General features: G+C 42.5%; 27 protein-coding genes. 21 read left to right on the forward strand and 6 right to left on the reverse strand.

Annotated elements, in window-relative coordinates:
* Positions 1 to 11: 11 nt before the first annotated feature.
* From N5C46_RS21125 to N5C46_RS21140, 4 genes are read left to right on the forward strand one after another with little or no spacing between them, the layout of a single operon-like run.
* The gene (locus tag N5C46_RS21125; RefSeq protein WP_261750136.1) at positions 12 to 557 is read left to right on the forward strand and encodes a GNAT family N-acetyltransferase; all 546 of its coding nucleotides are present in this window, start codon (positions 12 to 14) and stop codon (positions 555 to 557) included.
* Entirely contained in the window at positions 541 to 1,059 is a 519-nt protein-coding gene (locus N5C46_RS21130) for a phosphoribosylanthranilate isomerase (RefSeq protein ID WP_261750137.1), read from the forward strand. Before N5C46_RS21125 ends, N5C46_RS21130 begins: the two co-directional genes overlap by 17 nt.
* 55 nt (positions 1,060 to 1,114) lie before the next feature.
* On the forward strand, positions 1,115 to 1,324 hold the full coding sequence (locus N5C46_RS21135) for a hypothetical protein (RefSeq protein WP_261750138.1): 210 nt from the start codon (positions 1,115 to 1,117) through the stop codon (positions 1,322 to 1,324).
* Positions 1,325 to 1,354: 30 nt separating this feature from the next.
* Positions 1,355 to 1,759 (forward strand): hypothetical protein, encoded by a 405-nt coding sequence (locus tag N5C46_RS21140; RefSeq protein ID WP_261750139.1) that lies wholly within the window; start codon positions 1,355 to 1,357, stop codon positions 1,757 to 1,759.
* Between the two features lie 46 nt (positions 1,760 to 1,805).
* Here N5C46_RS21140 and N5C46_RS21145 read toward each other — a convergent pair whose 3' ends face one another.
* Complete coding sequence (locus N5C46_RS21145; protein ID WP_261750140.1) at positions 1,806 to 2,300, reverse strand: hypothetical protein; 495 nt, start codon at positions 2,298 to 2,300, stop codon at positions 1,806 to 1,808.
* 110 nt (positions 2,301 to 2,410) lie between these two features.
* Here N5C46_RS21145 and N5C46_RS21150 point away from each other — a divergent pair, with 110 nt between their 5' ends.
* From N5C46_RS21150 to N5C46_RS21175, 6 genes are all read left to right on the forward strand, one after another.
* A complete protein-coding gene (locus N5C46_RS21150; protein ID WP_261750141.1) occupies positions 2,411 to 3,211 on the forward strand; it encodes a class I SAM-dependent methyltransferase in 801 nt (266 codons plus the stop codon).
* Positions 3,212 to 3,246: 35 nt separating this feature from the next.
* Positions 3,247 to 3,774: a chloramphenicol phosphotransferase CPT family protein gene (locus N5C46_RS21155; RefSeq protein WP_261750142.1), complete on the forward strand. Its 528-nt coding sequence runs from the start codon at positions 3,247 to 3,249 to the stop codon at positions 3,772 to 3,774.
* A gap of 33 nt (positions 3,775 to 3,807) precedes the next feature.
* On the forward strand, positions 3,808 to 4,002 hold the full coding sequence (locus N5C46_RS21160; protein WP_261750143.1) for a hypothetical protein: 195 nt from the start codon (positions 3,808 to 3,810) through the stop codon (positions 4,000 to 4,002).
* 292 nt (positions 4,003 to 4,294) lie between these two features.
* The gene (locus N5C46_RS21165; protein ID WP_261750144.1) at positions 4,295 to 4,747 is read left to right on the forward strand and encodes a GNAT family N-acetyltransferase; all 453 of its coding nucleotides are present in this window, start codon (positions 4,295 to 4,297) and stop codon (positions 4,745 to 4,747) included.
* A 71-nt stretch (positions 4,748 to 4,818) separates the two neighbouring features.
* Entirely contained in the window at positions 4,819 to 5,382 is a 564-nt protein-coding gene (locus N5C46_RS21170) for a transposase (RefSeq protein ID WP_261749724.1), read from the forward strand.
* A gap of 5 nt (positions 5,383 to 5,387) precedes the next feature.
* On the forward strand, positions 5,388 to 6,212 hold the full coding sequence (locus N5C46_RS21175) for an IS3 family transposase (RefSeq protein WP_261752249.1): 825 nt from the start codon (positions 5,388 to 5,390) through the stop codon (positions 6,210 to 6,212).
* Positions 6,213 to 6,267: 55 nt separating this feature from the next.
* Here the strand turns inward: N5C46_RS21175 and N5C46_RS21180 are convergent, their stop codons facing one another.
* The gene (locus N5C46_RS21180) at positions 6,268 to 7,233 is read right to left on the reverse strand and encodes a quinone oxidoreductase family protein (protein WP_261750145.1); all 966 of its coding nucleotides are present in this window, start codon (positions 7,231 to 7,233) and stop codon (positions 6,268 to 6,270) included.
* A 237-nt stretch (positions 7,234 to 7,470) separates the two neighbouring features.
* Between N5C46_RS21180 and N5C46_RS21185 the strand changes: the two genes are divergently transcribed.
* The 10 genes from N5C46_RS21185 to N5C46_RS21230 all read left to right on the forward strand — a co-directional run bounded on the left by N5C46_RS21185 (position 7,471) and on the right by N5C46_RS21230 (position 15,910).
* Positions 7,471 to 7,998 carry a sigma-70 family RNA polymerase sigma factor gene (locus N5C46_RS21185; RefSeq protein WP_420720428.1) on the forward strand — a complete coding sequence of 176 codons (528 nt, stop codon included), beginning with the start codon at positions 7,471 to 7,473 and terminating at the stop codon, positions 7,996 to 7,998.
* Complete coding sequence (locus tag N5C46_RS21190; RefSeq protein WP_261750146.1) at positions 7,991 to 8,674, forward strand: DUF3600 domain-containing protein; 684 nt, start codon at positions 7,991 to 7,993, stop codon at positions 8,672 to 8,674. The genes N5C46_RS21185 and N5C46_RS21190 overlap by 8 nt, the downstream gene beginning before the upstream one ends.
* 355 nt (positions 8,675 to 9,029) lie before the next feature.
* On the forward strand, positions 9,030 to 10,235 hold the full coding sequence (locus N5C46_RS21195) for an MFS transporter (RefSeq protein ID WP_254651939.1): 1,206 nt from the start codon (positions 9,030 to 9,032) through the stop codon (positions 10,233 to 10,235).
* A gap of 174 nt (positions 10,236 to 10,409) precedes the next feature.
* Positions 10,410 to 10,811: a cytidine deaminase gene (locus tag N5C46_RS21200; protein ID WP_261750147.1), complete on the forward strand. Its 402-nt coding sequence runs from the start codon at positions 10,410 to 10,412 to the stop codon at positions 10,809 to 10,811.
* 81 nt (positions 10,812 to 10,892) lie between these two features.
* Positions 10,893 to 11,708 (forward strand): lipid II flippase Amj family protein, encoded by an 816-nt coding sequence (locus tag N5C46_RS21205; protein WP_261750148.1) that lies wholly within the window; start codon positions 10,893 to 10,895, stop codon positions 11,706 to 11,708.
* A 64-nt stretch (positions 11,709 to 11,772) separates the two neighbouring features.
* Entirely contained in the window at positions 11,773 to 12,813 is a 1,041-nt protein-coding gene (locus N5C46_RS21210; RefSeq protein WP_261750149.1) for a DUF4362 domain-containing protein, read from the forward strand.
* 99 nt (positions 12,814 to 12,912) lie between these two features.
* The gene (locus N5C46_RS21215; protein WP_261750150.1) at positions 12,913 to 13,761 is read left to right on the forward strand and encodes an alpha/beta fold hydrolase; all 849 of its coding nucleotides are present in this window, start codon (positions 12,913 to 12,915) and stop codon (positions 13,759 to 13,761) included.
* 11 nt (positions 13,762 to 13,772) lie between these two features.
* Positions 13,773 to 14,639 carry a phosphotransferase family protein gene (locus N5C46_RS21220; protein WP_261750151.1) on the forward strand — a complete coding sequence of 289 codons (867 nt, stop codon included), beginning with the start codon at positions 13,773 to 13,775 and terminating at the stop codon, positions 14,637 to 14,639.
* Positions 14,640 to 14,665: 26 nt separating this feature from the next.
* Complete coding sequence (locus N5C46_RS21225; protein WP_261750152.1) at positions 14,666 to 15,067, forward strand: GNAT family N-acetyltransferase; 402 nt, start codon at positions 14,666 to 14,668, stop codon at positions 15,065 to 15,067.
* 465 nt (positions 15,068 to 15,532) lie between these two features.
* Positions 15,533 to 15,910 carry a MerR family transcriptional regulator gene (locus tag N5C46_RS21230; RefSeq protein WP_261750153.1) on the forward strand — a complete coding sequence of 126 codons (378 nt, stop codon included), beginning with the start codon at positions 15,533 to 15,535 and terminating at the stop codon, positions 15,908 to 15,910.
* 54 nt (positions 15,911 to 15,964) lie between these two features.
* Here N5C46_RS21230 and N5C46_RS21235 read toward each other — a convergent pair whose 3' ends face one another.
* The 4 genes from N5C46_RS21235 to N5C46_RS21250 form a co-directional block, all read right to left on the reverse strand.
* A complete protein-coding gene (locus N5C46_RS21235; protein ID WP_261750154.1) occupies positions 15,965 to 16,981 on the reverse strand; it encodes a DUF4179 domain-containing protein in 1,017 nt (338 codons plus the stop codon).
* Positions 16,978 to 17,541 (reverse strand): sigma-70 family RNA polymerase sigma factor, encoded by a 564-nt coding sequence (locus N5C46_RS21240; protein ID WP_261750155.1) that lies wholly within the window; start codon positions 17,539 to 17,541, stop codon positions 16,978 to 16,980. Before N5C46_RS21240 ends, N5C46_RS21235 begins: the two co-directional genes overlap by 4 nt.
* A gap of 350 nt (positions 17,542 to 17,891) precedes the next feature.
* A complete protein-coding gene (gene ytrI / locus N5C46_RS21245; RefSeq protein WP_159362365.1) occupies positions 17,892 to 18,398 on the reverse strand; it encodes a sporulation membrane protein YtrI in 507 nt (168 codons plus the stop codon).
* Positions 18,395 to 18,730: a sporulation membrane protein YtrH gene (locus N5C46_RS21250; protein ID WP_034756917.1), complete on the reverse strand. Its 336-nt coding sequence runs from the start codon at positions 18,728 to 18,730 to the stop codon at positions 18,395 to 18,397. Before N5C46_RS21250 ends, ytrI begins: the two co-directional genes overlap by 4 nt.
* 137 nt (positions 18,731 to 18,867) lie before the next feature.
* On the opposite strand from N5C46_RS21250, the gene dnaE reads away from it, so the two are divergent.
* On the forward strand, positions 18,868 to 22,218 hold the full coding sequence (gene dnaE, locus N5C46_RS21255; protein WP_261750156.1) for a DNA polymerase III subunit alpha: 3,351 nt from the start codon (positions 18,868 to 18,870) through the stop codon (positions 22,216 to 22,218).
* Positions 22,219 to 22,380 lie beyond the last annotated feature (162 nt).

The following is a 22,380-nucleotide window of genomic DNA, read 5'->3' on the forward strand; positions in this document are numbered from 1 at the left end:
GAATCATGACTATGAAAACAACCGCATACGTGACACTAAGGGAATTGACGCTTGACGATGCAGAAGACCGCTATCATTGGTGCCTGGACCAAGAAGTGACCAAACACTTAAACATGCCAGAAAAATATCCTCCCTTCAGCCTGGAAGAAACCCGTGCCTGGATCGACATGTGCATCAGCAAAACGAATGGATATGAACAAAAGGCGATCATGACGGGAGAAGGCAAACACATCGGCTGGATCGATTTGAAAAATATTGACCGGTTAAATAAACATGCAGAACTTGGGATTGCGATCGGTGATAAAAATTACTGGGGAAAAGGCTACGGGTTAGCAGCCATGCGCGAGATGCTTCAATGGGGGTTCAAGGAACTCGGGTTGAACAAGATATGGCTAAGAGTAGAGATCGATAATGAAAAAGCCATTAATTCCTACAGAAAAATGGGATATGTGGAAGAAGGCACTTTAAGGCAGGATCGATTGAGAAACGGAGAGTTCGTCGACCGACTCCGGATGAGTATTCTCAGGGAGGAATTTGTCAATGAACCAAAAGTTTAGTCAGTTTATTGAAATTGCCAGGAAGCTAAATGGAATTGGAATTACGCCACTGCTAATGGGATCTGTGGGATTGGAAGTGGTCACCGGAAGGAGCTGGGATGCACAGGATCTGGACATCCATGTGCCTGGTGATAAGCGGGGATGGGAAGTCCCTGCAGAAACATCCATACATAACTGGAGTGAAATTGTAGAAATCATGAATTCCATGGGCTATGCGCTGATCGATTTACATGAACATGAATTTTCGAAAGGTGGATTATCCGTGGAGTTCGGGATCATCGATACGCTGCCGGAATTTGCAGGGGTACGGATGGAAGAGTTAGAGATTCATCGAAAAGGAGAGGCGACCTATTATTTGTTAAATCAGGAACAGTATCTACGTGTGTACGAAGCTTCCTCCAAGGACAGCTACCGGGCAGATCAGAATAATCATAAGGATTTGGAGAAGATCGAGTATTTGAAACATGAGCTAAATCATCACACTGAAAATATAAACCCATAAACCTTGTATGTTACAGTGAATATAAGCCAAATCCAAATACTGGAGGTGTGTAGTCATGTATTTCTTGATCTTTCTGGGAATCGTCATCTTATATTTTGCCATCCGTATTTTCATCGGTTCAAGGAAAATGGAGTTTTATGGAGACAGCATTAAAAAGAATTCGTCAAATCCAAGAGATGAAGCCTATCAAAAGTCGGCTCAACATTCTCAACAAGCTACGAATGCGAACAACCATACAGGTGGCGGTGGTGGGCCATCCGCTTAATTTTCATGAAAAGAAAGTGAGATGTTTGCCTTGAGAAGCCTGCCTTTTTCCCTCTTTCTCGTAGTAGTTATGGTATTTGGCTGCAATAACAATGGTGTTAAGCATAATAAAGACTTCGAGAAGTCCATCTATTCTATGGTTAAAGATCATAACAACAGGGAAATTGAGGTCGATTCAATAACAGACTTCAAGTGGGACAAAGCTTACCTATTTGAACCCTATTCACCCGAAGAGCATATTGAAAAACAGCTGGGGGTTGAATATGATGATCCAAGCCATATCAGTAGTAGGGATGATATCTACTTACTTGTTTTTCTACATGAGGGTAAAGTGGTTCAGTATGCAGAAATAAACCGTCAAAAAGGATATTTTTCAACTAGGGGCAAAGAGTATCTGTCTCCAAGTGAGGATGTATTGATGATTGAAAGACAGTAAAAACAAAAGGGAACTTCTCCGTTTGGAAGTTCCCTTTGATGGGGTCTTACTGATTCAATTTCTCCAATAATCCCCCATCATCCATATCCCGGATCGTCACAATATCCCCCTCGTCATTGAGGTTCATTCGTCCACTGACCGTTGTAGTATTGGTTTCACCATTTTTCTCGTATTTCACTTTGACTTCATACTCATAAGCGAGATCTTGATCTTTCTTCACTTCAATATTACTTGGCTTCAATTGATACCCTTTTTCATAAGCCATACGCTGATAAAATAAAATGTGATTCGTATTCAACATGTCTTCCCAATCCATCACAAGTGGCTTATAGTTCTCATCTACATACTCTCTTAATTCTGGTGGGAAAGCACCATCTTGTTTAAATGCAGCTTTGAGTTCATCATCAGGTCCAGTGAATTCATTTTTCAAAAAGGTTTGGATGGTTTCTGCGTTTTCATCACTTTCATTATGTGCACTGCATCCAGCCAGTAAAACCATAAGTGCTGTTAGCATGAACAATCTTATTGTCATGTTTTTCATTCGTAAAATCGCCCCCTTATTAGTCTATACGATTCTCAATGGGAAATGTTTCAAGTTATTCAGATAGGTATCAGAAGGATTTAAAATGCAGTAGGTGGAGGAAATAATATATGAATTCATTAGAAGAACAATACCGCAATCCAACGAAGCTTAATACCCGTATCAACATTCACGAAAAATATAGTGAAAATAAAGTCGATTGGCATCGATGGCTATTTGAACAAATAAACATACCTCCTAATAGCAGGGTTCTTGAAATCGGATGTGGAGACGGTACATTTTGGTTGAAAAATAGAAATCGGATTGATTCTAGTTGGAGCTTAACTCTCTCTGATTATTCAGAGGGGATGGTTCAGTCTGTTCAACAGAATTTAATAGAAATACCTAATATCCAGTACACTCAGCTTAACATCGAAGATATTCCTTTTGAGGATAATCGTTTCGATGTGATCATTGCCAACCACATGTTGTATCATGTCCCGAATAGAAAGAATGCTTTAAGTGAAGTAAGGCGAATATTAAAGCCAGGTGGAACATTCTACAGTTCAACGATCGGGCAGAATCATTTGAAAGAATTTGGTGAGTTGTTAAAGCGCTTTGATCCTAATCTGGACTTTCCATCTGCCAGAGAACATGCTTTGAACTTCGGAGTGGAAAACGGGGCTGAGCAGCTTCAGGGCTATTTCAATGAAATCGTCTATAAAGACTTTCCAGGCGGGTTGAAGATTACAGACGAAAAAGCCATTGTAGATTATCTGCTTTCTTCAAATACAGAACTTAATGAAATCTTAGTCGATGACACGTTAGAAGAGTTTCTTCGTTTCCTTGCATCTGAAAAAGAAGCGAACCATGGAGTTATTCATATCACAAAGTCAACGGGATTGTTTGAGTCTAGATCATTTAGCTTGTAAGTCATACCAATTTATAAGAAAGCGAGGCAATCACTATGACCAATATCATCATCCTAAACGGAGGCTCAAGCTCCGGTAAATCGACCCTCGCAAAATGCCTCCAACATTCATTTTCAGATACATGGCTGAGATTCAGCATAGATGACCTTATCGAGTCTATGCCTGATGCCATGCTCAGGAAAGACAGCGGAATGAAATTCGGTGAAGACGGATCGGTCAGTCCAGGTGCGGAATTTAGAGAGCTGGAATCAGCATGGATGCACGGTATTGGACAGATGGCACGAAGAGGAGCCAGGATCATCATCGACGATGTTTTTCTTAGTGGATTGGAGGGTCGTCAAAAATGGGAGACTGCCTTGGAAGGGCTGCAGGTGCTGTGGATCGGTGTTTACTGTGATCCGGCAATAGCGGCTGCCCGTGAGAAAGAAAGAGGAGACCGCATTGAAGGGATGGCTGTATCACAGGCTACTATCGTGCACAAAGGTATGAATTATGATGTAACGGTGGATACATCCAAGTCATCGGCTGAGGAATGTATTAAATTGATTAAACAAAAAGTGTAAGTTTAATATCTTATTTTTTCTGGAGGAAGATTCATGAACCATATAACAAAAGGTATCGTATTTGTATTAGCAGGAATTCTATTCTTATTATTATCATTTATTCTCCCGCTTCCAACCCCGTTGTGGGCGGTCATCCTCAGTGCGAGTATTATTCTAAACTGTACAGGGACTGTGTTTCTTATAAGGTTCATTCAAGGATTTGAACAGAAGGAGAAGAAGTCGGAATAGAAACGAGTACAGGGTTCTATGAAAATTGGTATGTGATATCCTTTCTATTTTAATGCACAAAAAAATAGCTTACCAACAACACTGGTAAGCCGCTACAAATAAGGAATTTTTCGATTTACAATAAGGGGTCCTGCCTTAAACCACTATCTTCAAGATGAAGAATAATTTCAGTATACTATTATTTTTAGGTTAGTAAAGGTGATATGCCTAGATGAATATTTTTTTCTTAATGTGGTGATCAGGATTAGTTATTCTAAGATTGGAAATCTAAGTGATTCAGTGGAGGTAGGAAATGATTATTCGAAAGCGAAACATAGATGAAGAACTTCCCATGGAGTTGCTTCTCCTGGCAGATCCTTCAGAGACCATTGTGAAGGAATATGCCACCAGAGGAGAATGCTTTGTAGCGGAGCTCGAAAAGAAAATCGTTGGCGTTTACGTCTTACTGCCAACAAGACCGGAAACCATCGAGCTAGTGAATGTGGCGGTTGCAGAAGAGCTGCATGGGAGAGGGATTGGGAAACAGCTTGTGATGGATGCCGTAAAGGTGGCTGGGGAGAAAGGGTACAAGACCATTGAAGTCGGGACCGGGAATTCAGGCGTTGGCCAATTGGCCCTTTATCAAAAATGTGGTTTCAGGATCGTTGGGGTGGATTTGGACTTCTTCGTGAGACATTATCCTGAAGAAATTTATGAAAATGGAATTCAGTGCAGGGATATGATCCGTTTGTCGCAGGATTTATAAGAAGAGACCCTTCCGAGTTGGTATCGACCCCCAAAAGTTAGAGTAGAAAACTAACTTTTGGGGGTGTTTTTATGGCTAAATATAGTGAAGAATTTAAACTAAAACTTGTCACCGAGTATCTGGATGGCCATCTTGGATATAAATCATTGGCGAAAAAATATAACCTACCTTCTAAGACACCACTACTAGATTGGGTAAGAGCTTATAAAACACAAGGAATAGAAGGTATAAAGCGAAGAGAAATAAACAAAGCGTACTCTGTTCAATTTAAATTAGATACGATACTATTTATGTTAGAGACAGGCGCTTCTTATCAGGAAACTGCGGAACAATTTAAGCTGAACAATCCTTCATTAATTCATTCTTGGACGAAAATATTTAATGAACAAGGAGTAGATGGCCTGAAACCTAAATTAAAGGGGAGACCTTCTATGTCTAAGAAACCTAATAAATCGGAGAAGAAGGAAGAGAAAAAGGTAACACGCGAAGAGGAATTAGAACGCGAGAATGAATTACTGCGATTGGAAAATGCGTACCTAAAAAAGTTGAGAGCTTTTCGGGAGAATCCGAATGCCTTCCGCGAAAAGCACAAGCCAAGCTCGCATTCGAACTTAAAGAAGAAGGATTCCGATTAAAAGATATTTTTCAAGTAGTGGGGATTCCCGAAGCAACCTACCACTATCATGTGAAGGGTTTTGACAAAGAGGATTCAAATGCAGAATTAAAAGAACTCATTACTTCCCTATTTAAAAAATTTCATGAACGTTATGGGTATAAACGGATTACGAAGGAATTAAAGAAATTAGGTCATCATATCAATCATAAAAAAGTATATCGTATTATGCGAGACATCGGATTGAAATGTGTAAAATTCATGCGGAAATCCCGTAAATACAATTCGTATAAGGGGAACGTTGGAAAGGTGGCAAAGAACCGATTATCACGCCGGTTTAACACGCATGTCCCTCTACAAAAATTAGTAACTGACATTACAGAATTTAAATGTCTAAACGAAGAGAAGTTATATTTAAATCCCATTCTTGACCTCTATAACGGAGAAATCATCGCGTACGGAATCAGGAAACGTCCCACGTTAGATCTAGTCACGGAACCTTTACATGAAACGATAGAAATAATAAGAGATCACGCAATCTATCGAACCACCATCCATTCTGATCAAGGCTGGCATTACCAGCACAATCAATGGGTGAAGACATTAAAGAAGAATAATGTATTCCAAAGCATGTCACGGAAAGCTACATGCGCAGACAACGCTGTAATGGAAAACTTTTTTGGTGTTTTGAAGCAGGAAATGTATTATGGAGAAAAATTAGTTACCTTTGAGGATTTGAGAAGCCGGATTGAAGAATATATCCACTGGTACAATCATGAACGTTCAAAAGAAAAATTGGATGGACTTAGTCCAGTCGAATACCGAACTCAGTCCATCCAATCAGCTGCATAACAAAACTCTAACTTTTGGGGTTAGCCACCGTTGGAAAGGGTCTCTTTCAATTTATTTAAGGGATCAATAAAATCTTCCCTGTGCTTTTCCTGCTCTCTAAATACTCATGAGCTTTTGCGCCCTCGCTTAAAGGAAAGACCGTTGGTTCAGAAACCTTCAATTTCCCTTCCTGTATCCATCCAAACAATTCGTGGGAACGGTTCACCCGTTCTTCGTGAGACGTCAAGACATTCCACAAATCGCCGCCTGTCAGGGTTTTCGACGTGTCCATCAGCATCCGTGGATCAACCGAAACAGGGTCGCCTCCTGCCATACCAAAGAAGACGACAGTTCCGCCGATGCGAGTTGATTCGAAGCTGTCCATCAGAGTCGAACCGACTGATTCATATACCACGTCAACTCCGTTACCACCTGTCACATCCTGCACGCTTTGTTTCCAGTCTTCACTGTATAAAAACATATGGTCCGCTCCAACAGCCAGCGCTGCCTGTCTTTTTTCTTCCGTAGACGTTAACCCGACGACTGTTCCTCCCAATATCTTGATGATCTGGACAAGCAGCTGCCCGACTCCGCCTGCAGCTGCATGGACTAAAACGGTATCCCCGCTTTTGATACTATAGCTGTCTTTCGTTAAGTAATGAGCTGTAAGTCCTTGTAACAAAAGGGATGCAGCCGTTTCATACGATATTTCATCTGGCAATGGGATGGCTTTATCCTTTGGCACGGCCACAAGTTCCGCATTTGCATAAGGTACATCGGCAAATGCGATGCGGTCCCCAACAGCCATTCCTTGCACGTTGGCTCCAATCTCTTTGACGACGCCTGCACCTTCATACCCACAAATATATGGTGGGTCTCCTGCCAAGTGATAATTCCCTTTTCTTCTATATACATCGGCAAAATTAAGGCCGATTGCCTTCATTTCCACCAATACTTCTTCAGGTCCCACTTTAGGAGAATCAATTTCCTGATAGTGGAGGACATCCGGTCCGCCGAACTTTTCAAATACAAGTGCTTTCATTATGTACTCTCCTCTTTAACATCATTCTCTTTTAGTGTAACCAGTTGTTTGGTTTTTGACTAGGGAAGAGCTTATCTGACACAAAGTCCAAGACTGAATGTAATGTATAATACTGGAATAGAGGTTTGGTTTAATGATCTACAGCAATTCATAGTTCTCTATTATTTTTACTTTTATAAAAAATGAAAGCCAAATCGTCTTTTCAGTTGTCTAATGGATGAAAGAAGATAATAAGGGGTGAAGAACATCGATCGATTAGTTAAGAAAGCTCAAAAAGGCAATGATAAGGCGTTTTTAAAACTTTTTAAACAATATGAAGAGGATATTTACAGAATGGCCTATGTGTATGTGAAAAATGAAAATGATGCGTTAGATGTCGTACAAGAGGTCGCATACCGTGCTTTTAAGAATATTGAGACATTAAAGAATCCTGCGTATTTTAAAACCTGGTTAATTAAAATTGCAATTACTACTGCATTAAATATATTGAAAAAAAATAAAAAAGTAGTTCAACTTAAACCGGAATATGAAGAAATGATCGGATTGGAAGATCGGGATACGCTCCTTAGCATCACTCTTCATGAGCTATTGGAGAAATTAAGTGAAGAAGAGAAAAGCGTCGTTACCCTGAGATTCTATGAAGGATATTCTTTCAAAGAAATTGCAGAGATAGTAGAAATACCTTTAGGCACTGCAAAAACGATCTTGTACCGTGCGTTAGGGAAACTTCGAAAGCACATGAGAGAGGCTGATACGTGTGAGTAATATCAAGCAGGAGATAAACAAAATTGTCATTCCACCCACACTGCACGAACGATCAAAAATGGGAGTAAGAAAAGCACGCCTCGAAAAAGGTGGAAGAGTCAACAGGTTAATCAAGAAAAACATGGTATCAGCTATACTTGCGGCTTCTTTAATTCTTCCAACAGGAGCCATTGCTTATCAAACCATTCTTGCCGATGAGTTTTACGGATCATTTGAAAATGTGAAGGCTCACCTATCCAGTGCAACAATGGAAGGATACCTGCTTCTGGATGCAAAATTGACTCAAGCCCAAGGGGATATGGAAAAGGAAGAGTTCAAGCGTTTTAAAGAATTATTAAAAACCGTAACAAACGCAAAGGTAGAATATGGAGATAAATATGGAAACATTGATTATTCAGAAGTTCCTGCTAAACAGCTGACTGAACTGAAAAACACCTTATATGAGATACAGCCTTACTTTGATCGACTTAATGGACAGAAATCAAGCAAAGAGGTATTGTCATCAGGTGAATATGAAGAATATATCGAAGCAATCATGATATATGAGCAAACGATGGCCAAGAGTGGAATGAAAGAATCTGATGAAATCGATAAACTTTCTGATGATCAAAGAAAAATTTTTTTAGAAGCTCAACATGTACTTAGAAAAGTAAATGAAAAACAAGTAGATCAGTAAAATAGAAAACAATACTTGAAGACCATACAAGACGCTTACTCATTAGAGTGAGCGTTTTTTGCATTGACTAGGGTACTTCCAGGTGCCTATGCCACTTCAAAGTGCGTTCTTCCCAAAAGGTTACCCAGCCCTCATAATTCAATTTAGCTTTTCAAACAGTACCTGCCTATTTTTATCCAAGAGGTTTGAAAGGCATATAGGCACTTGGAAGTCCCTAGGTTACAAAAAAGTACCTACATGACTTTAAAGTGCGTACTTCTCATAAAAAGTTGTACCCATTATCATAATGTGTACGAAGAAACGAAAGGCGCCTTCGTTTCTCATTTCATTTAAATCTTAAGGAGGAAGTTACGTTATGAGTTCAACTTCAGCTACTATACATCAGTCAAAAACGAAAGGCGGCACACCGGCGTTACTTGCCCTTGCCATCAGTGCCTTTGGAATTGGGACGACAGAGTTTGTTCCCGTTGGATTATTATCATCGATTGCCGATGATTTATCTATATCCATCACACTCGCAGGATTATTGATTTCAGGTTATGCCATTGGAGTGGCCATCGGGGCACCGGTGTTGACGGCATTGACCAGTAAGATGAGCCGGAAATCACTGCTTATGTCTTTAATGCTCTTATTCATTGTAGGAAACTCGGTTGCAGCCATGTCCACAAGCTTTGGACTATTGCTTGTAGCCCGTTTTATCACAGCATTTTCACACGGGATCTTCTTCTCGATCGGATCGACGATTGCGGCCGATCTAGTGCCCGCCCATAAGCGGGCCAGTGCGATTGCCTTTATGTTCACAGGATTGACGGTTGCAACCGTTACAGGAGTACCACTTGGAACGTTCATCGGACAGGCATTCGGGTGGAGAGCCACATTCTGGGGAGTTGCTCTTCTCGGTATTGTCGGAATCATTGCCAGTTCCATTCTTGTACCAAAAAACTTAAAAGAAGCACCACCAGCCAAGTTCAGTGAGCAATTGAAGATTCTAACAAACGGTCGATTATTATTAGCCTTTGCCATCACAGCCCTAGGGTATGGCGGAACGTTCGTCGCGTTCACTTATTTAACGCCTCTACTACAAGACGTAACAGGATTCAGCGCAAAATGGGTGAGTATCATCCTTCTTGTATACGGAATTGCCGTTGCGATTGGAAATGTCGTTGGAGGGAAAGCATCTGACAAGAGCCCGTTAAAAGCATTATTTTGGATGTTTGTTATGCAAGCCATCATTCTGGTAGCTCTTACATTCGCAGCGCCATTCAAAGTGGCAGGACTTATCGCCATCTTCTTAATGGGGTTATTCGCCTTCATGAATGTGCCGGGACTGCAGATTCTGGTGGTAAACCTGGCTGAGAAATATGTCCCTTCAGCAGTCAATGTCGCATCTGCCCTGAACATCGCCGCATTCAACGTCGGGATTGCCATCGGTTCCTTTGTTGGAGGACTTATCGTGGATGGAATCGGTTTGATTCATACACCTTGGATCGGTGCCATTATGGTGGCTGGGGCGGTTCTGTTAACAGCGTGGCTTCGCGGCATCGAACGCAAGTCAGCCTGAAAAAACGTATGAATACTCAAAAGTGAATTAAGTAAGACCTCAAGTCATTGAATTTAATGACTTGAGGTTTTTTTGTCTTCATAACGGGAGCGAACTTTCTCCTGAATTCATCTGGTAATATGGGAAATTCCCCAGTAGTATTAAAAACATAGTATTTATAATGGGGGCCGGTACATGAACATTGAACAAACATTATTCGCAGCTGCAGTGGCATTAATTGAAAAAAGATATCCAACAGGGTGGGGCGGTGCTGCTGCCATGTATACAAAAAGTGGCGACATCCTCACCAGCGTTTCCCCGGAAATCATTAATGCGTCCACCGAGCTATGCATTGAAACAGGTGCCATATTGGAAGCACACAAACTGAATACGGAAGTGACTCATTCTGTTTGTGTCGTACGTGATGATGAAAACTCCGAGTACAAAGTATTAACACCTTGTGGAATTTGCCAGGAACGACTCTTCTATTGGGGACCACAAGTTCAAGTGGGTATTTACCATCCAGAAGGCAATCTTCAATTTAAGACATTAAAAGAAGTCCAGCCCTTTCATTGGTATGAAGCCTATAGAAAGTAAATTGAAGGAACATTTCAAAAATACGAAATGTTCCTTTTTTTAATGCTATAATATGAATGGATAAAAAAGGGAGTTGTCATCTTGGAATTTTTATCGTTACCAGTACTCTTTATTGCATTATTCATTTTAATCATACATAGCATTGAAACACTCGCTTATGCGGTCAGGTTATCCGGTGCAAGGGTGAAGTTGATTGCCTCAGGTCTTTCCCTGTTTAATATGATGGTCATTGTGTCACGAATGTCGAATATGATGCAGCAGCCCTTTACAGGTGGGCTCACCGATGCTGCACCTGAGGGCCGGAAATTAGAAGTGGTGGAAGAGCAGTTCAGGGTGCTGATCGGTGCTTCGACTTTAGGTACTCTCCTTGGAATTGTGTTATTGCCTACGTTTGTTGCATTGTTTTCAAGGGGGATTATCCACCTATCCGAGCAGGGAGGTTCTGTGCCAAGGTTAATCAAGCTTGGGTTTAAGAATGATCTATATAAAAGAGGGATCAATCATTTTGCTAAACCAGGTAGAAGATATTTGACAGGAATCAATTTCAAGGCCATTCCAAAAAGATTGTTTTTTATTAATATGATCATTACGGCGGTTTACACGATTGGCGTTCTTTCAGCGCTTTATGCAGCGCTCATCGTACCAGATCGATCAGGCAGTGCGACCATGGCTTCAGGCTTGATCAATGGTATCGCAACCATTTTATTGACGCTGTTTATTGACCCGAAGATTTCCGTCCTTGCCGACGATGTGGCAAATGGGAAGGGGAATTACCAAGAGCTGAAGGGCCTTTCTATCATGATGGTCATCTCCAGGCTGTTCGGGACACTGCTCGCTCAACTGATCTTTATCCCGGGTTCATATTATATTGCCTGGATGACTCAGTTTTTTGTGTAATAGCAAACTGTTTAAAGCAGGAAACTGTATGTAAATCAATTTTAGAAAATTTAGGGGGGATTCAATGCGACATTCAAAATGGTTATGGATACTTGCCATCATCTTGGTTTTTCTCACAGCATGCAATGAATCCAATCAGACCGCAGAACCTACCGCAGAACCTACTGAAGAAAATGATTCTGAACTGAATGCGGATGTAGTGGACATGCATGGTGGGATTTCAGGATTGGATAACATGGAGAACTATTTTCAAAAGGTAAAGAAGCAGAAAAAAGGAGATTTGAGAGTTGTATCCTACACAATCGAGGGAGATCCCATACTCACGGATTTAGCTTACGATGGGAAACAAATCGATGTAACATTCGATTACACTAGAGACCAATATGGCGATGGCGGGGTGGAGTCCTTTCAATGCGGAAAGCTGAAACGGGAAGAGAATCCTACCAATCTGTCCTATTATCTGACAGGTTGTGAGGGTGTAAGGGGTGAAACCTGGGGGGTTCTCGAGACTTCTTATGACGTAAAGCGCCAGGATGTGTTTGAAGTGGAGTTAAGGTACGGTCCCAAAGAAGGAGAAAAGAAAACGATTCAACTGAATGATGAGGAAAAGCAGGAAGTCTATAAGCAGTTGGTGTTGGCGAATTATTTACGGTCCAAGCCTACGAGTGATGAATGCCCTAAAGGAAAACAGGCGGACAACTATCTGATGAAAGTGAAGATAAATGGAGGTGGCCGAACGCTTAACTGGAATGCTTGCGGATCTCATGAAAAATCTAAACCGTTCACTGATATTGCTGAGTACATTATTTATGCATCCAAACATCCCACTAAAACCAGTGAAAATGTCGTCTACGGTTACATCTTGGAGGTGAAGGAAAATCAGATTCTGATTGGAGAAGATTTGACGGCCGCTGATTTAGTGTCTCTGGAAAAAGTAAAAGGGGAAGATTTAGCGAATTTAAGCGGTACCTTTTTATATGTAGAAACGGAAGACGCACAAGAATTTTCAAAGGGAGACAAAATTGTCATGAAAGTCGATGAGGTGTTGGAGGAAGGGTCTCCCGGAAGGGTCAGGGCAAGTGATATTCAGACGATAAAGGAATAGATATGATTAATGATTGACCTTTCAATGGACGTTACGAAAGGGAATAATCAGGTTTCCCATTTCGGGCTGCCTTTTTTATAAGTGGAAAGGGGTGAAAGGATGGAGGCATGGGAAAGAAAGTTACTGCATACAGAACGGGGAGTATTTGAAGTATTCATCAAGGGTGATGGAAATCCTCTATGTGTCACCCACCATTATTCCGAGTTCAATGAGACCGGGGACTATTTCGCAGAGACGTTCACAGTTACCAACCAGGTCTTCTTGATTAACTTACGGGAAGCAGGAGGCTCTGACAAATCTCATGAACCCTATCAGTTGAGTATGCTGGAAACCATATTTGACCTGGAGGCGATCCGGGAAGCATTAGGGTTATCTCATTGGGGGTTTGCCGGGCATTCCACTGGTGGGATGTTAGGGATCCTTTATGGAATTCACTTCTCAAAAAGTCTGGATTTCTCTGTGATTGTCGGGGCAGCTGCGAGGGAGTATATGACCTTTTCGGAGGACTGCATTTACAACGAAGCGCACCATGATTTTAGCAGGATGCAGGATATGATTGAAGCGTTGAAGCAATCGGATTTATCACTTGAAGAAAGAAAAGAGTTATCAGTGGAAAGGACAAAGTTGTCTTTACATAAACCTGAAAGATATCGCGAGCTATTTTCCCTTGATATTCATAAAGGGATGTCGGCAGCACGGATGAACTTCTTTATCCGAGAATTGCAAATATATGATGTGACGAGAAAGCTGGAGTTTATTCGAGTCCCGACGTTAATCATGTGCGGCCGCTTCGATGTGCAATGTCCATTGAAGTATTCGATTGAAATGGCTGAGGGGGTACCGGATTCGAGACTGGTCATTTTTGAGAGGAGTAATCATTATCCGTTCCTTGAGGAAGCAGAGCGGTTTAGGGATGAGTATGAATTGTTTTTAAATGAAAAGAAGTAGGGGGAGCAAATATGGTATCAGCTTATGAAAAAAGAATAAGAGAGGTGTACCCTGAGTTAACGATCACCCACAGCGAAATGAATGAAATCGGTCAGAATAATGATGTCCTTATGGTTAACGACTCTCTTGTTTTCAGATTCCCGAAGTATGGGGAAGGAATCAGGAAATTGAAGAAAGAAACGAGGGTGTTGGAAGGGATAAAGGGGAACATCCCGTTACCGGTCCCTTATCCTATTTATCAATCCTTGGAACCAGAGGAAGTGGGAATGGTATTTACAGGTTATAAGCTGGTTAAAGGCAATCCATTGTGGCCAGGCGTATTTATAGAAAATAAAGAACATCATGAAAAAATCGCTTCCCAATTGGTGGGTTTTTTGACTGCTCTTCACTCACAATCTTTAGAATCTATTAACATCGAGAAAAAGAGTATAGGTGAGATACGAAGTTCAATTGAAGACCTATACGATCGGTTCAAGGAGAAAATTTTTCCCCATATGAATGAACGAGCAAAGGTGGAAGTCAGCCAGCATTTCAATTCGTTTTTATCAAAGAATGAACTTCTGGATTTTCAACCGGTCCTCACTCACGGTGACTTTGGGGCATCCAATATCCTGTGGGATCCGGAACGCCATGAAATCTCCGGGATCATCGACTTTGGAGAAGCCGAAGTGGGTGACCCTGCTTATGACTTTGCCGGACTATTATCCAGTTACGGCGAACACTTCGTCAGGAAATGTCTGGAGGTGTATCCGAACGGGGATCGGATTTTCGACAGAATGAATTTTTACCGTGGTACATTTGCGTTGCAGGAGGCACTTCATGGAATTGAGAATAATGATTCGGTAGCATTTGAGAATGGGATGAAGGGGTATAGATGATACCTGCTTGGAAATGGGGGACGCTTATGGAAGAAATCAGAACACAGTCTATTCACCCGGATATTAGAAAATTATTATCCTTTGCAACTTCTGTAGAAAAAGTTGAAGAGGAATATGATCTGTACATCCATTCCACCGAACGGAAATTATATGGGTTTACGGCTGGAGATGAATTGGTTGGATGTATAGGAGTTGAATTCCTGGATGAGGGAGAGTGTGAAATTAAGCATGTAGCCGTGATGCCTAAACACCGGGGTAAGGGGATAGGCCATAAAATGATCGATCACATCGGCCATTGCACTAGGATTACTGCTGAAACAGATCGGAATGCAGTGTTGTTTTATAAGAAACGTGGGTTTGAGATTATGAGTTTGGGTGAGAAATATCCTGGTGTGGAGCGGTTTAGGTGTGTGCTGGAAAAGCTTTAGTCAGATTGATTATAGAAAGTGTGATCATCTGGTAAGATCACACTTTCATGAAAAAGGCTTACAGAAATAATACGAGTATCATGACGGAAATAGTGAGTCGGATCAAATGGTGTTTCTTGTTGATTTTGCCGTGTAGATAAAAGCCATTGACGAAAGCCGTTAGATGCATCCACAAAAGGAAGAAAATTAAAGCGAGTAAATAATTTGAGTTGAAGTAAATGAGGTAGGGTGAACCCAAAACCCCGGCGCCACCTAATATTAATGAGATGGCAGACCAAAAGGGGATGTTTCTTGCCCTTAATTCTATAGCTCCGGTTAATATAGATAATCCACCGTAAATTATCGTAAGAATGGTCCCAATCAAAAAGGGAGTAGTCATTGTCATTCCTCCATATGAACTTGATAGTTTCATTAAAATATATGGGGTTAACCCCACGTCAAAGGTTTTTTTAGAGGTGAGTATAGATGAAAATTGGGGAGTTTGTATCCATGCTTAATACGACCAAGGATACGGTCAGGCATTACGAGGACTTACAGTTGATCACTCCAACATGGAATAAACATTTTAGAGAATATAGTAAGAAGGACGTTTTAAACTTTCAAGTGGTCAGAGAATTGAAGGAATACGGTTTATCGTTGAATGACATTCAACTGATTTTTAGTTTGAAGGAGGCGCATTCTTGTGGGGATAAAGAGTTGGTAAATAAGGTAGTTGAGCAGCTGAGCCTCCATTTGTATAAACTTCAAACAGAAGAAGAGGAATTAAGGGTTAGGAGGAAGACTTTAGAGAGTGAGATGGAACAGATACGAAGTTTATTGGGAGGGGATTCGGGGCATGATTAACAACTACATCCCCTATTAAAGTCTAAATTTCAACTTCAATAGGGGATGAGAAATTTATTTTTCTAAATCAATGACAATCGGTTCGAGTTCAATTTCTGTATGACCTTTCCCCGAACGGAGACTGGCAATTTCAATGGGTTCGATGATGAGTCGGCTGGCTCCATCCTGGATGGTTCCGAATTCTGTTGTCCCTTCGTATGTTTTTCCGTTATCGGTTGAAAAACCGCCACCGCCCGTTCCGTCCATATATATATGACCCTGGTCGTCCGTCACTTTGAAGACCGGTGATACTTCGGGCCACTCCTCGAGCAGGGCATCCGCTGCCACCTGGTTATAAGAAATGACGGTTGATACATCGGTAAACTCAACAGATTTCAACGTGAAGGTTACATCTTTATTCTGGACCGTTTCATTGATTAACTGCAGATCGCCTTCCAGCCGTTTTAATGAGAAGGCGAATGACCAGTCTCCTTTGACTTCTGTATCATTGGACGTGCTGTAAAGAGTTTCTGGTTCCCACGTGATGTCCACCTTTTCCGGAAAGTCCCCCCCTTTAAAGCTCGGAGTGATGGAGGACAATCCGACATAGCGGGTTGGGCTGATCTTGGTAAGTTGACTGCTCCCGCCGCTTCCGTTCGCACCCTTGATATCAAACCATTGTCCACCGCTGTGGATGTCTTCACCGAAATCTTTGTCTGTTTCGATGGCATAGGATATTTTGATATTCGTGCCGTCATAAACGGCGTTATCAATCAGGATAGTCACACCATTGCTTGTCTCGGTAAGTCCGATATCAGTCGAGTAGTCTTCAAACTCTTTGTATGGCTCATCAGTAAAATAGCGTATGACATCGTCCATGAACGGGAGCTGTGTGGCAAAAGACGGATAAGCAAAGCTTGCCGCTGTGGAGACGCCGATCAGCATAACGGATGCAACGGCCATATTCCTCCAAACGTTTGTCTTTTTCCGTTTATTTAACACATGTTGTTTGACCCGCTTTTTTTCCAAGTGGGTCACTTCTTCTAGTTCCAGTGAGTCGATATCTAATTCCATCCATTCCTTCATGCTCATACCAGTCGCTCCTTTAACTTTACATTCGAGGCCAATCTTCTCTTACCGCGATATAAACGATTATCCACAGCCGCTTTGGAAAGATTTAATTGATCCGCAATTTCTATATTGGATAAATCTAAATAATACTTCATCATAAAAATATCACGGTCCAGTTCCTCCAATTGACTGATCGCTGCCAATAATTCATTTTTTTCTTCCCGTCGCAATATGGATATATCGGTTCCGGGAGTACTTGATTTTGAAAGGAAGGATTCGTCGTGCTGTTCACGGACGTTCCGTTTTTCAGCCTGCCGGTATCGGTCGATTGCCTTGTATTTTGTGATCATCCCAATCCACTTTCTGAAATCTTCAGACTCTCCTTTAAACTTATGGGCGTTTTGCCAGACAGTCAGGAAGACATCGTTGATACATTCATCGACGTCCAGCCGATTATGATTGTGTAGAATTTTTGTAGTGATAGTTTTCACAAGCGGCATGTAAGAATCGATGATATACTCCAATGCATCCTCTTTTTTCTTTTTTAACCTTTTGATGAAATTTGTCGGTGAACTTTTCATTTGATTCGCTCCTTATATGGTTGAAAGGCCTTTACACTATGTACAACGAATGGATGTGGAAGTTATTCTCATGTAAGTTGAAATTCTTTTTTGACTTATTCCAGTATACAATTAAGGCAGGGGTCAGAGATGGGTGATTTTGTCATTTGACACAATGATCGATGGGAATGACGCAAGATAACTTCAATTTTGACGCAATCACCGCCGAAAATGACGCAATCACGAAAGAACGTGAAGACGATGCCCCTCATAATACCCCTCAAAGAGGGAATCAAACGGCCATTTTCAATCAGTCGTGCTCAAATCAAACAAAAAAACCCGCCACCCGGCAGGTTCACAGCCAACAACTCTTAATCATCCTCATACTTCAACTCAAGCGTAATCTGCGTGGTTGTATAAAAGTACATTTCCTTCACTTTCAGCCGGAAGTTTTTATCATTCAGCTTGACGGTTTTATTCTCAATGATTTTCTTAATGAGCTCCTTATTCCCATATACCGTTTCCAGGTCCTTGGTCAAAAGGCTCCGGAGATCTTCGCTCAGTTTGTCCTCGGTTTCATGGATGCTGAGCAGTTCCACTTTTGTCTTGGTTGTATTGATGATCTTGATTTTGACTTCCTGGATCACCAGTTCATTTTCGTTTTCCTGATTAAGCTGCTTGTATTCTTCCTGTAAGTAGGAGAGGGTGTTTTTCAGTTTGCTGATGTCGTTTTTCTGTTCTTCTATTTTCAGGGCCTGTTTTTCATGCATGGTGCCGAACATGAAGAGGAAGATCATCCAGCTGATGATGCCTCCCACGACCATTCCGGCGAAGAACCGCTGCCAGGAGGGGAGCCGGTAGAAAGGGGGGATCCTCATGACGGCATATGTTCCTGGGTGAGCCAGGTGATGATCATGGCAGCCGTGTTCGCTCCTCCGAGTGCAGACAGGATCCACAGGAATTGTTTGAAGAGTTCTTTCGTCTCCCCGTTCAGGAAGCCTTTTTCAAAGCTGTACACTGTATCGAATGTGCCTCCGATCGCTGCGATGATGGCCCAGATCCGCAGGAAATCGGATAGTCGTCTCATTTCAATGAACAGGGGCTGCCCCATGGCAAACGAGGCCAATCCGCCGAGCAGTGATCCACCGAGCAGTACCCCCATAGCGATAAAGAAGCTTTTGAATAATTCCGGAAAGAAAGCTTCCGCCATTTCATCATCTCCATCTATTACGTGTCTTTACGATAACTATATGGGATTCGGGGACAAGATATGAGGGAGAACATATTTTCTTTTTTGCGGTTTCTTACCTATAATAAAGGTATATTGAGAAAAAGGTTGTGCATAACATGTCATTTGTTCATTTACAAATAGCGAGTGCCTATAGTCTCTTGTCTAGCACGATATCGATAAATGGACTTGTACATAAAGCGAAAGAATCAGGGTATAAGGCGCTTGCCTTGACCGATAAAAATATGATGTATGCCGCGATTCCTTTTTATAAGGCGTGTATAAAAGAAGATATCAAGCCGATCATCGGATTGACCGCAGATATTGCCTCAGAGGAAGGCTCCCATCCCCTTGTTCTCCTTGTGAAAAATCAGACGGGCTATCAGAATCTATTAAAAATCTCGAGTGCCATCGGGGCGAAGTCGAAAGAAGGACTACCGCTGAAGTGGCTCTCTTCCTACAGTAAGGGATTGATCGCCATCACTCCAGGTGTCTCGGGTGAGATTGAGAACCTCTTATTGAATGATGAAAAAGAAAAAGCGAAGGAGTGTATCCGCACCTATCAACAGATGTTCGGTCGGGATTCCTTTTACTTGAGCATTCAAAAGCACAGCATTGACTCTGAGGATGCCCTTTTGCCTTTACTTCAGCAGGTGGCGGAAGAGACCGGTACGGAAATGGTCGTTACCAATGATGTACAGTACCTCGAGCAGGAAGATCATTTTGCCCATGAGTGTATGGCAGCGATCCGGGACGGGGTGAAATTGTCTGAGGATGACCGGGACGTCCTCGGGTCCCAGGAATATTATTTCAAGAACAAGGATCAGATGGTGGAGCTATTCTCAGATTACGTTGAGGCATTGGAAAATACGATGAAGATTGCCGACCGTTGTCAACTGACCATTCCTTTCCATCAGCAGCTCCTTCCGAAATATCCTCTGCCTGAAGGAGTCACCGCCCTCGAGGAATTGACGCATCTTTGTGAAAAAGGGTTAAGCGAGCGGGTGGAAACGATAACTGATGAGTATATCGAACGGCTTGACTATGAGCTTGAAGTCATCGGCAGGATGGGGTTCAGCGACTACTTCCTGATCGTGTGGGATTTCATGAAATACGCGAAGGACAACAAGATCCTGACCGGACCGGGACGTGGGTCGGCAGCAGGTTCCCTCGTATCCTACGCCCTCAGGATTACGGACGTGGATCCCCTGGAGCATCAGCTGCTGTTTGAACGCTTCCTGAATCCTGAACGGGTGACCATGCCGGATATCGACATCGATTTCCCTGATCACCGGCGCGACGAAGTGATCGAGTATGTGGAAGGGAAGTACGGCAGCCTGCATGTCGCCCAGATCATCACGTTCGGGACGTTTGCAGCGAAAGCGGCTCTCCGTGATACGGGTCGTGTGTTTGGACTCAATATGAAGGAGCAGGAGCAGGTGTCGAAGCTCGTGCCGAATCAACTGGGGATCACTTTAAAGGAAGCCTATGAAAAGTCGAAGGGATTCCGAGACTTTGTGACGGGCTCTGATCATTATAAAAAATTGTTCCAGACTGCTCTCAAGCTTGAAGGACTACCGAGACACACCTCCACCCACGCGGCGGGAGTCGTGATGAGTGAAGCTCCTTTAGTACAGTGGGTACCGATCCAGGGGAGTTCATCGGGGATTCACCTGACACAGTACTCTATGGATATTTTAGAAGAGATCGGATTGTTGAAGATGGATTTCCTTGGGCTTCGCAATCTGAGTATATTGGAAAGAATCGTGAAGAATGTTGAAATCGGGACGGGAAAACCGTTTGCCATCGAGTCAATCCCGATGAATGATGCCAAAACGTTCGAGCTGCTCACTAAAGGACAGACGAACGGGATCTTCCAGCTGGAATCGGATGGGATGCGGAATGTGTTAAAAAGGCTGAAACCCAATTCCTTTGAAGACATCGTGGCGGTGAACGCCTTGTACCGTCCGGGTCCGATGGAGAACATCCCGATGTATATCAACCGGAAACATGGGAAAGAGCAGGTGGAATATCCTCATCCCGATTTGAAACCGATCCTTGAAATGACGTATGGGGTCATTGTCTATCAAGAGCAGATCATGCAGATCGCATCGAAAATGGCGGGGTTTTCCCTCGGGGAAGCGGATCTCCTCAGACGAGCCGTTTCCAAGAAGAAAAAGGATGTCCTCGATCAGGAGCGGGAGCATTTTGTTTCCGGCTCGATCCGTAAAGGCTACAGGGAAGAGGTCGCCCATACAATTTATGATTTGATCGTCCGCTTCGCCGATTATGGATTCAACCGGTCACATGCCGTTGCATACAGCATGATCGCCTATCAACTGGCTTACCTGAAAGCCCATTATCCTGCTTTCTTCTTATCGTCACTCCTGACATCTGTCGTAGGAAATGAAACGAAGGTGGCTCAGTATATACGGGAAGCCACGCAGTATGACATTGAAATCCTGCCTCCTTCCATCAATCGCAGCCAGTTTGTTTTTACAGTCGAAGGAAAGAATGTAATCCGCTACAGCATAGGGGCGATTAAAGGAATCGGGGCCGCGGCTTTGAAGGAGATCATCCGTGCGAGAAAAGAAAAGCCGTTTCAGGATCTGTTCGATTTCTGCATGCGGGTGTCCTCGAAGACGATCAACCGGAAGATCTTAGAGAATCTTGTGCTCTCCGGGGCATTTGATGAATTCGGTATCGACCGCGCCACCTTGCTTGCAAGCCTGGATGTGGCAGCGCAGCATGCAGAGCTTGTGAATCCTGACGACGTTCCTGACCTGTTCCATGAAGAAGAGGCGTTTATGTTAAAGCCCAAATATGTGGAAGTGGATGACATGACGATCGATACGAAGCTTCAGTTTGAAAAACAGGTACTTGGACTATACTTATCGGATCACCCGGTTTCTTCATACCGGTCTTTATTTGAAGGAATGGGATTGCAGCAGATAGCCGACCTTCAAAAAGGATCGAAAATCTCACTCGGCGGTTATATCACGGGGATGAAATCGATCCGGACCAAAAAAGGGGAAGTGATGGCTTTCCTTGAAATCGGGGATGAAAGTGGAGAGATGGAAGCCGTTGTGTTTCCGAATGTGTACAAAAATAACATGCCATTGCTTAAAGAAGGGAATATTCTCCTATTTGGGGGCAATGTGGAAGACCGCAACGATAAGCTGCAGTTCATCGTCAATCAGTTGGAAACCATGGATGACGTTCAGGCAAGGGTGAAAAAGAGCAGCCAGAAGCTCTATTTGAAAATCGCCGCGGGTCAGGATGAAGAAGCTTGTATAGAAGGAATCCATCGAGCCGTGAACCGATACAAAGGGAAGAATCCGGTCATCGTCTATAACGAGAAAGCCAAAAAGAGTATAAGGCTTCCGGATCATCTGCGCATCAGTCCTTCACAAGAGGCTCTTAGGGAATTGTACCGAATTCTTGGGGAGTCAAATGTAATATTGCAATAACATACTTTACTAAAACCATAATTTATATTATTGTTTAATAGAAAAAGGTGGTCTGACCACCTCTGAACTTATTATTTTATTATCCATTTTTACATTTAGAAGAGTCGTCTTTGGCACGATTCGATCCATAGCATGTAAAAGAATCAGAAGGAGTGAGTCAAT

It is taken from the genome of Rossellomorea vietnamensis (assembly GCF_025398035.1).
Lineage (GTDB): Bacteria > Bacillota > Bacilli > Bacillales > Bacillaceae_B > Rossellomorea > Rossellomorea vietnamensis_B.

Coding starts and splice junctions, on each gene's coding strand:
- N5C46_RS21125 (WP_261750136.1), top strand. CDS start 12: ATGAAAACAACCGCATACGTGACACTAAGGGAATTGACGCTTGACGAT.
- N5C46_RS21130 (WP_261750137.1), top strand. CDS start 541: ATGAACCAAAAGTTTAGTCAGTTTATTGAAATTGCCAGGAAGCTAAAT.
- N5C46_RS21135 (WP_261750138.1), top strand. CDS start 1,115: ATGTATTTCTTGATCTTTCTGGGAATCGTCATCTTATATTTTGCCATC.
- N5C46_RS21145 (WP_261750140.1), bottom strand. CDS start 2,300: ATGAAAAACATGACAATAAGATTGTTCATGCTAACAGCACTTATGGTT.
- N5C46_RS21150 (WP_261750141.1), top strand. CDS start 2,411: ATGAATTCATTAGAAGAACAATACCGCAATCCAACGAAGCTTAATACC.
- N5C46_RS21155 (WP_261750142.1), top strand. CDS start 3,247: ATGACCAATATCATCATCCTAAACGGAGGCTCAAGCTCCGGTAAATCG.
- N5C46_RS21160 (WP_261750143.1), top strand. CDS start 3,808: ATGAACCATATAACAAAAGGTATCGTATTTGTATTAGCAGGAATTCTA.
- N5C46_RS21165 (WP_261750144.1), top strand. CDS start 4,295: ATGATTATTCGAAAGCGAAACATAGATGAAGAACTTCCCATGGAGTTG.
- N5C46_RS21170 (WP_261749724.1), top strand. CDS start 4,819: ATGGCTAAATATAGTGAAGAATTTAAACTAAAACTTGTCACCGAGTAT.
- N5C46_RS21180 (WP_261750145.1), bottom strand. CDS start 7,233: ATGAAAGCACTTGTATTTGAAAAGTTCGGCGGACCGGATGTCCTCCAC.
- N5C46_RS21195 (WP_254651939.1), top strand. CDS start 9,030: ATGAGTTCAACTTCAGCTACTATACATCAGTCAAAAACGAAAGGCGGC.
- N5C46_RS21200 (WP_261750147.1), top strand. CDS start 10,410: ATGAACATTGAACAAACATTATTCGCAGCTGCAGTGGCATTAATTGAA.
- N5C46_RS21210 (WP_261750149.1), top strand. CDS start 11,773: ATGCGACATTCAAAATGGTTATGGATACTTGCCATCATCTTGGTTTTT.
- N5C46_RS21215 (WP_261750150.1), top strand. CDS start 12,913: ATGGAGGCATGGGAAAGAAAGTTACTGCATACAGAACGGGGAGTATTT.
- N5C46_RS21220 (WP_261750151.1), top strand. CDS start 13,773: ATGGTATCAGCTTATGAAAAAAGAATAAGAGAGGTGTACCCTGAGTTA.
- N5C46_RS21225 (WP_261750152.1), top strand. CDS start 14,666: ATGGAAGAAATCAGAACACAGTCTATTCACCCGGATATTAGAAAATTA.
- N5C46_RS21230 (WP_261750153.1), top strand. CDS start 15,533: ATGAAAATTGGGGAGTTTGTATCCATGCTTAATACGACCAAGGATACG.
- N5C46_RS21235 (WP_261750154.1), bottom strand. CDS start 16,981: ATGAGCATGAAGGAATGGATGGAATTAGATATCGACTCACTGGAACTA.
- N5C46_RS21240 (WP_261750155.1), bottom strand. CDS start 17,541: ATGAAAAGTTCACCGACAAATTTCATCAAAAGGTTAAAAAAGAAAAAA.
- ytrI (WP_159362365.1), bottom strand. CDS start 18,398: ATGAGGATCCCCCCTTTCTACCGGCTCCCCTCCTGGCAGCGGTTCTTC.
- N5C46_RS21250 (WP_034756917.1), bottom strand. CDS start 18,730: ATGGCGGAAGCTTTCTTTCCGGAATTATTCAAAAGCTTCTTTATCGCT.
- dnaE (WP_261750156.1), top strand. CDS start 18,868: ATGTCATTTGTTCATTTACAAATAGCGAGTGCCTATAGTCTCTTGTCT.